Here is a 453-nt window from a genome sequence, read left to right on the forward strand (position 1 = left end):
GGCCACCACGCTGCGCCCCGTTCATAGCGCCGCCGAGCCCGTTGCCGAAGCCACACCGTCCCGCAGTCGCAAGTCGAAGCAGACCGCCGCGTTGCTGCAGCCCGTCCCCGCCGCGCCGGCCGAAGTCGCCGTGACGGCAGCGCCTGTCGTCGCGCGTGGCAAGGGTTCCGCCGAAGCGGAAGCGCCCGCCGCCACCAGCGCCAAGTCGACCCGCACCGGAACGAAGAAAGGCACGGCCAAGGGTGCGCAGGTGGAGGTTCGCAAGCTGTTCGTGCTCGACACCAACGTGCTGATGCACGATCCGACGTGCCTCTTCCGCTTCGAGGAACACGACGTCTATCTGCCCATGATGACGTTGGAAGAGCTCGACAATCACAAGAAGGGGATGTCGGAAGTCGCACGCAACGCACGTCAGGTGAGCCGCACGCTGGATTCGCTCGTCGCGAATGCAGG

1 protein-coding gene is annotated in these 453 nt (G+C 66.7%); it reads left to right on the top strand.

Going from position 1 to position 453, the window contains the following annotated elements; genetic code table 11:
- Positions 1–453 (top strand): PIN domain-containing protein (locus SB753_RS34815; RefSeq protein WP_410804584.1); only part of this gene is annotated, 453 nt, incomplete at both ends.

This window comes from Paraburkholderia sp. SIMBA_053 (assembly GCF_046534895.1).
Lineage (GTDB): Bacteria > Pseudomonadota > Gammaproteobacteria > Burkholderiales > Burkholderiaceae > Paraburkholderia > Paraburkholderia caledonica.